Genomic DNA, 5,075 nt, shown 5'->3' with positions numbered 1-5,075 from the left:
GCGCCATATGGATCAGCCCGAGCAGAATCAGGATGCGCACCGGCGGCCTCGGCCTGGCGCTGCTGCGCGGCGTGACGCTGCCGCCGGTGCGCATCCTGATTCTGCTCGGGCTGATCCATATGGCGCTGAGCCACAGCCGCACTCTCGAACTCTTGGCGCTGCTGGCACCGCTGGTGCTCGCCGCGCCGCTGGCCGCGCAATGCGGCATTGCCGCGCCCACTGGGCCAGCGCCGTCCTCGCGGGGCCTCACAGCGGCGCTGCTGGCGCTGGCGATCGGCGGCACGCTGGCGTTTGCGACGTGGCACAGCTTCGCGCCGCGTTCGCTGTTCGCGCCGCAGGCCGCGGTCGCCGAGCTGAAGCGGCTTGGAGCCAAGCGGGTGTTCAACGACTACAATTTCGGCGGCTATCTGATCGCGAACGGCGTGCCGACCTTCATCGACGGTCGCACCGAGCTGTTCGGCGAAACGCTGGTGGTCGATCACGACGATGCGGTCCGGCTGCGCGCGCCCGACAAGCTGTTCCGCCTGCTCGATGCTTACGCCGTCGATGCGACGCTGCTGATCCCGGGCAGCCCCGCCGCGAAGCTGCTCGACCGGACCGAGGGCTGGCAGAAGGTCTATGCCGATGACCTCGCGGTGATCCACCAGCGTAAGCCGGGCGCGCCGCCGAGCCCGACGCCGACGAACACTCCGCCGCGCTGATAATTCCCGCCGGTCAGGCCATGCGGCTCGGGGCCTGACGGGGCAGGGTGATGCGCGCGATCAGGCCGTGCGGCGGGCGGGTGTGTAGCGACAGCTCGCCGCCGTGGCCGCGGGCGATGGCGCGGGCGATCGACAGGCCGAGGCCGAACGAGGAGCTGTCGTCCATGTTGCGGGCGTCGTCGCCGCGCACGAACGGCTGCATCACGCTGTCCTTGTCGGCATCGGCGATGCCGGGGCCGTCGTCCTCGACCTCGATGACGATCTCGTCCTGATGCAGCGCCAGCCGGATCGTCACCTCGGTGCCGAACCGTACGGCGTTCTCGACCAGGTTGGTGACCGCGCGATGCAGATCGCCGGGCCGGGCCATGGCCATCGCGTGCTCGGGGCCCTGATACGCGACCTTGGCGCCGATGTCGGCGAACTGATCGGTGATCAGCTGCATCGCGCTGGCGAGGTCTATCAGGGTCGGCGCGTCGCGGGTGGCGCCGTCGCGCAGGAAGGTCAGCACCGCGGTCAGCATCGCGCCCATCTGGTCGAGATCGTGCAGCGTCTGGGTGCGCTGATGATCGTCCTCGATGAATTCGGCGCGCAGCCGCATCCGGGTGATCGGCGTGCGCAGATCGTGGCTGATCGCCGCCAGCATCCGGGTGCGATCCTCGATCAGCGTGGTGATGCGCTCGCGCATCCGGTTCAGCGCCCGCGCCAGCGAGCGGATCTCGGCCGGGCCGCGCTCCGGCAGCGGCGCGTCCGAACTATCCAGGCTGAACGTTTCGGCCGCGGTGGCGAATGCCGACAGTGGCGCCGCCAGCGTCCGCGCCGCCCACAGCCCGAGCAGCGCGAGGCTGACCACGCCGATCAGCAGCGACGCCATCCATGGATTGCCGAGCACCGGCCGGTGCCGCTCCGGCGGCAGCCGCGCGCTGATCGCATCACCTTCGGGCAGGGTGATGACGATCCGGTCGCCGCCGGCGAGGTCTACGCGATAGTCGGGCCCGAGATGCCGGCGCAAATAGTCGATCTGGTGCGGCGGCCAGGCGCCGTCATGCGAACGGGCTACGGCCGTGGTGCCGGCGAGTTCGAGCTCCGGGAAGGCGGCGGCGATGGTGACAATCAGCTGCGGGCGGTCCGCCGCCGGCGTGCGTCCGATCAATTCGGCGAATTCGTAGAGCTGATGCGGCTCCGGCTGCTGCGGCGGTCGCGGCATGTCGGGCCGGTTGGCGAAGAACGCCACCGCGATAATGATGTGGCTGGCGATGATCGACGCCAGCACCAGGATCGCGATCTGGCCGCGGATGCCTTCCGGCTTCAGGCCGAAGCCGAGCGCCGCCAGCCGCGCGCGCAGGCTCATGCGGTCTCGACCTCCGGCGTGAACACGTAGCCGCCGGCCCGCACCGTCTTGATCAGCGTGGCTTCGCGCGGATCGGGTTCGATCTTGCGGCGGATGCGGCTGATCAGCACGTCGATCGAGCGCTCAAACGCGCCGACGTTGCGGCCGTGGGTGAGATCGAGCAGCGCCTCGCGCGACAGCACCCGGCCGGCGCGTTCGCACAGCACCTGCAGCAGGTCGAATTCGGCGCTCGTCATCGCCACCAGCGCGCCGTCGGGATTGCGCAATTCGCGCCGCCGGCAATCCATCCGCCAGCCGAGGAAGCCGAGCGTGGTGGCGCCGGGGGTGGCGCTGGCGGTGACCGCGCTCGCCTGCCGGCGCAGCACGGAGCGGATCCGCGCCAGCAGTTCGCGCGGATTGAACGGCTTCGGCAAGTAATCGTCAGCGCCCATTTCGAGGCCGAGGATACGATCGACGTCATCGCCGCGCGCGGTCAGCATGATGATCGGCAGCGCCGAATTGGCGCGGATCTTCCGGCACAGGCTGAGCCCGTCCTCGCCCGGCAGCATCACGTCGAGCACGACCAGATCGACGCGATGATCGGCGATCCAGCGCTCCATCTCGCGGCCGTCCGCGGCGGTGGCGACGTTGCAATTGTTGGCGCGGAGATATTTGGCGATCAGCGCGCGGGTCTCGCGGTCGTCTTCGACGACGAGAATCGATGGTGGTGCGGTGCTCATGGCTGGGGTTTTGCGATGTTTTGCCGGGACTGTAGCAGAGAATCTTGTTTCCGATTGTTTCTACCTGCCGCCCGGCAAAAACCGGCAACTAACTCAAGGCTTTGGCGAAGGTCTTGTTAATCGATTAACCATAGCGTCGGCTTCGATCCAAACCCGGAGCCTGCCCCATGACCGCAATTTCCTCCGCTGCCGCGGGCGGCAGCAGCTATCTCTCACCGCTGCAACTCCTGCAGAAGGAGCTCGCGTCGGAAGTCTCGTCCGGTACCGTGAAATCCAGCGACGCCGACGCGTTGTCGTCGGCGCTGCAAGACATCGATTCGTCGCTGCAGAGCAGCCGCTCCAGCAGCAGCTCGGACTCGCGTCCCACCGATCTGAAATCAAAGATCGACGACCTGATCGCCAGCGAAGTCTCGAGCGGCAAGCTGACCACCGATCAGGCCACCGAGCTGCAGAACGTGTTCAAGAACACTTTCGCCGGTGGGCAGCCTCCGGGCGGCGGTGCCGGCGGTCCGCCGCCGCCGGATGACGGCACCAGTGCGTCGTCGTCCAGCACCTCGACGGATTCGTCGTCGTCGTCCGACATCAGCGACATTCTGAAGCAGTTCCTGCAACTGCTGCAGGATCAGCAATCGTCGACCGCCAACGCCTACAGCGCCAGCGGCTCGGCGGCATCGTCCGGCTCGTTCACCGCGCTGCTGATCAACTACCAGACCTTCGGCTTCTACCCGACAGTGTGACGCCGTCGGTTCGAGCGCATTCCCTTCCGCTTCGGCGCAAGGGGATGCGCTCTTTTTGTTGGTGATGTCGTAACGCCGTCACGATGCGGGCACGCGGAACCGACGGAACTCATCGGAACTCGCGAGCGGCCTGTCGAACTAATCGTTTGGTGCGCCGCAAGGCACTAAAAATAGTTCGATTGCGGGAACGCAGTGTGGAGTCCGCGGTTCTGTAGGCACCATTCACAAGCAAAGAGGGCAAGCCAATGAAAGCCAAGACGATCATCGCCGGTCTGCTGGGGACCACGCTGCTCGCGTCCGCCGCCTACGCGCAGAATCCGGCGCCGGCCGACAACAGCAGCACGATGTCGAAGTCGTCCGCTGCGGCGTCTGATTCGCAGCAGCACATGGGTCAGTGGCGTGCGTCCAAGCTGATCGGCGTCAACGTGTACAACCAGGGCAACGAGAAGCTCGGCGACATCAGCGAACTGCTGATCGACAACCAGGGCCGTATCCAGGGCGTCGTGATCGGCGTCGGCGGCTTCCTCGGCGTCGGCCAGCGTGACGTTGCGGTGACCTTCGACAAGCTGCAGTGGGTCAACACCCCGGTCTCGTCGAACACCGCGATGAACAGCCAGACCACTCCGGCCGGCTCGGGCACCTCGACGGCTTCTCCGGCCGCCGGCACCACCACCGGTGCGGCGACCTCGAGCAGCTCCTCGACCTCGGCGACCGCGAACAACGCCGATCGCTGGTATCCGGACCACGCGGTGCTGAACGCCACCAAGGATCAGCTGAAGTCGATGCCGGAGTTCAAGTACTCCAAGTAAGCGACGCGGACTTAAGGTCCCGTCACGCAAACGCCGCCGGTTTCGCCGGCGGCGTTTGTGCGCGTTGTGAGGAAACGGATCAGCGCGGGACTTCAGCGCGGGACTTGCGGCAGCTCCGGCGGTTTGAGTCGCGTCACCTTGACTTCGAGGATGCCGTTGGCCTCGGCGGTGATCCGCAGCATGTTGGAGTCGAACACCAGGTCCGACAGCCGCAGGCTGGAGATCTCCGAGGAAATCCGCAGGCCGTCTTCGTTGCGCTGGTAGGTCGCGATCATATTGCCGACCCGGCGCTGGATGTTGGTCGACTCCGGCTTGAGGTCGATCACCGCCTTGTCGGCGATCGCCTTCTCCAGATACGGCACCGCGGCGCGGGCGGTGTCGCCGAGCAGGCCGAACGCGGCTTCGGATTCGACCGCGAGCTTGATGTCCGACAGCCGCAGCGTCTGGTCTTCCTGATCGAGCGTCGGGCGGCCCCAGATGTGCAGCGTTGCCTCGGTGCCGAAGCCGAAGAAGCTGCGGTTCTCCTTGGCATCGACCAGCAGAGAGATCAGCAGCCGGTCGCCGCTGGCGGCGAGCTTGGCGCGCTTCACCGTGATCGCGGCGCGGCTGTCGCCCTCAGGGAAGGTCTTGCCGACGAACTGCGCTTCCAGGATGCGGTCGAGCTCCTGGAACGGGATGTCGATCGGCACCGCGACTTTGACCCCGGCGTTGTCCGGCGCGACCATCTGTAGCGCCGGACAACGCCGGGGTCAAAGTCGCGG

At 67.0% G+C, this 5,075-nt stretch carries 4 protein-coding genes and 2 pseudogenes; 3 read left to right on the top strand and 3 right to left on the bottom strand.

What is annotated here, in order from left to right:
• A pseudogene (locus DYI24_RS21035) lies at positions 1-701 on the top strand (hypothetical protein); the annotation flags it as partial.
• A gap of 13 nt (positions 702-714) precedes the next feature.
• Here the strand turns inward: DYI24_RS21035 and DYI24_RS21030 are convergent.
• Together DYI24_RS21030 and DYI24_RS21025 are read right to left on the bottom strand one after the other, a co-directional pair.
• On the bottom strand, positions 715-2,049 hold the full coding sequence (locus DYI24_RS21030; RefSeq protein WP_164573709.1) for an ATP-binding protein: 1,335 nt from the start codon (positions 2,047-2,049) through the stop codon (positions 715-717).
• Complete coding sequence (locus DYI24_RS21025) at positions 2,046-2,768, bottom strand: response regulator (protein ID WP_107345335.1); 723 nt, start codon at positions 2,766-2,768, stop codon at positions 2,046-2,048. The genes DYI24_RS21030 and DYI24_RS21025 overlap by 4 nt, the downstream gene beginning before the upstream one ends.
• A 167-nt stretch (positions 2,769-2,935) precedes the next feature.
• Between DYI24_RS21025 and DYI24_RS21020 the strand changes: the two genes are divergently transcribed.
• Together DYI24_RS21020 and DYI24_RS21015 are read left to right on the top strand one after the other, a co-directional pair.
• The gene (locus DYI24_RS21020) at positions 2,936-3,505 is read left to right on the top strand and encodes a hypothetical protein (RefSeq protein WP_164573708.1); all 570 of its coding nucleotides are present in this window, start codon (positions 2,936-2,938) and stop codon (positions 3,503-3,505) included.
• 245 nt (positions 3,506-3,750) lie between these two features.
• A complete protein-coding gene (locus DYI24_RS21015) occupies positions 3,751-4,314 on the top strand; it encodes a PRC-barrel domain-containing protein (RefSeq protein ID WP_107345333.1) in 564 nt (187 codons plus the stop codon).
• A gap of 92 nt (positions 4,315-4,406) precedes the next feature.
• Here the strand turns inward: DYI24_RS21015 and DYI24_RS21010 are convergent.
• Positions 4,407-5,042, bottom strand: a pseudogene (locus tag DYI24_RS21010) (DUF4403 family protein); the annotation flags it as partial.
• Positions 5,043-5,075: the final 33 nt, after the last annotated feature.

The organism is Rhodopseudomonas sp. BR0C11 (genome assembly GCF_010820945.1).
In the GTDB taxonomy this organism is placed as follows: Bacteria; Pseudomonadota; Alphaproteobacteria; order Rhizobiales; family Xanthobacteraceae; genus Rhodopseudomonas; species Rhodopseudomonas palustris_H.
Note: the sequence above shows the minus strand (reverse complement) of the source record. Positions and strands in the feature narration are given on the sequence as shown.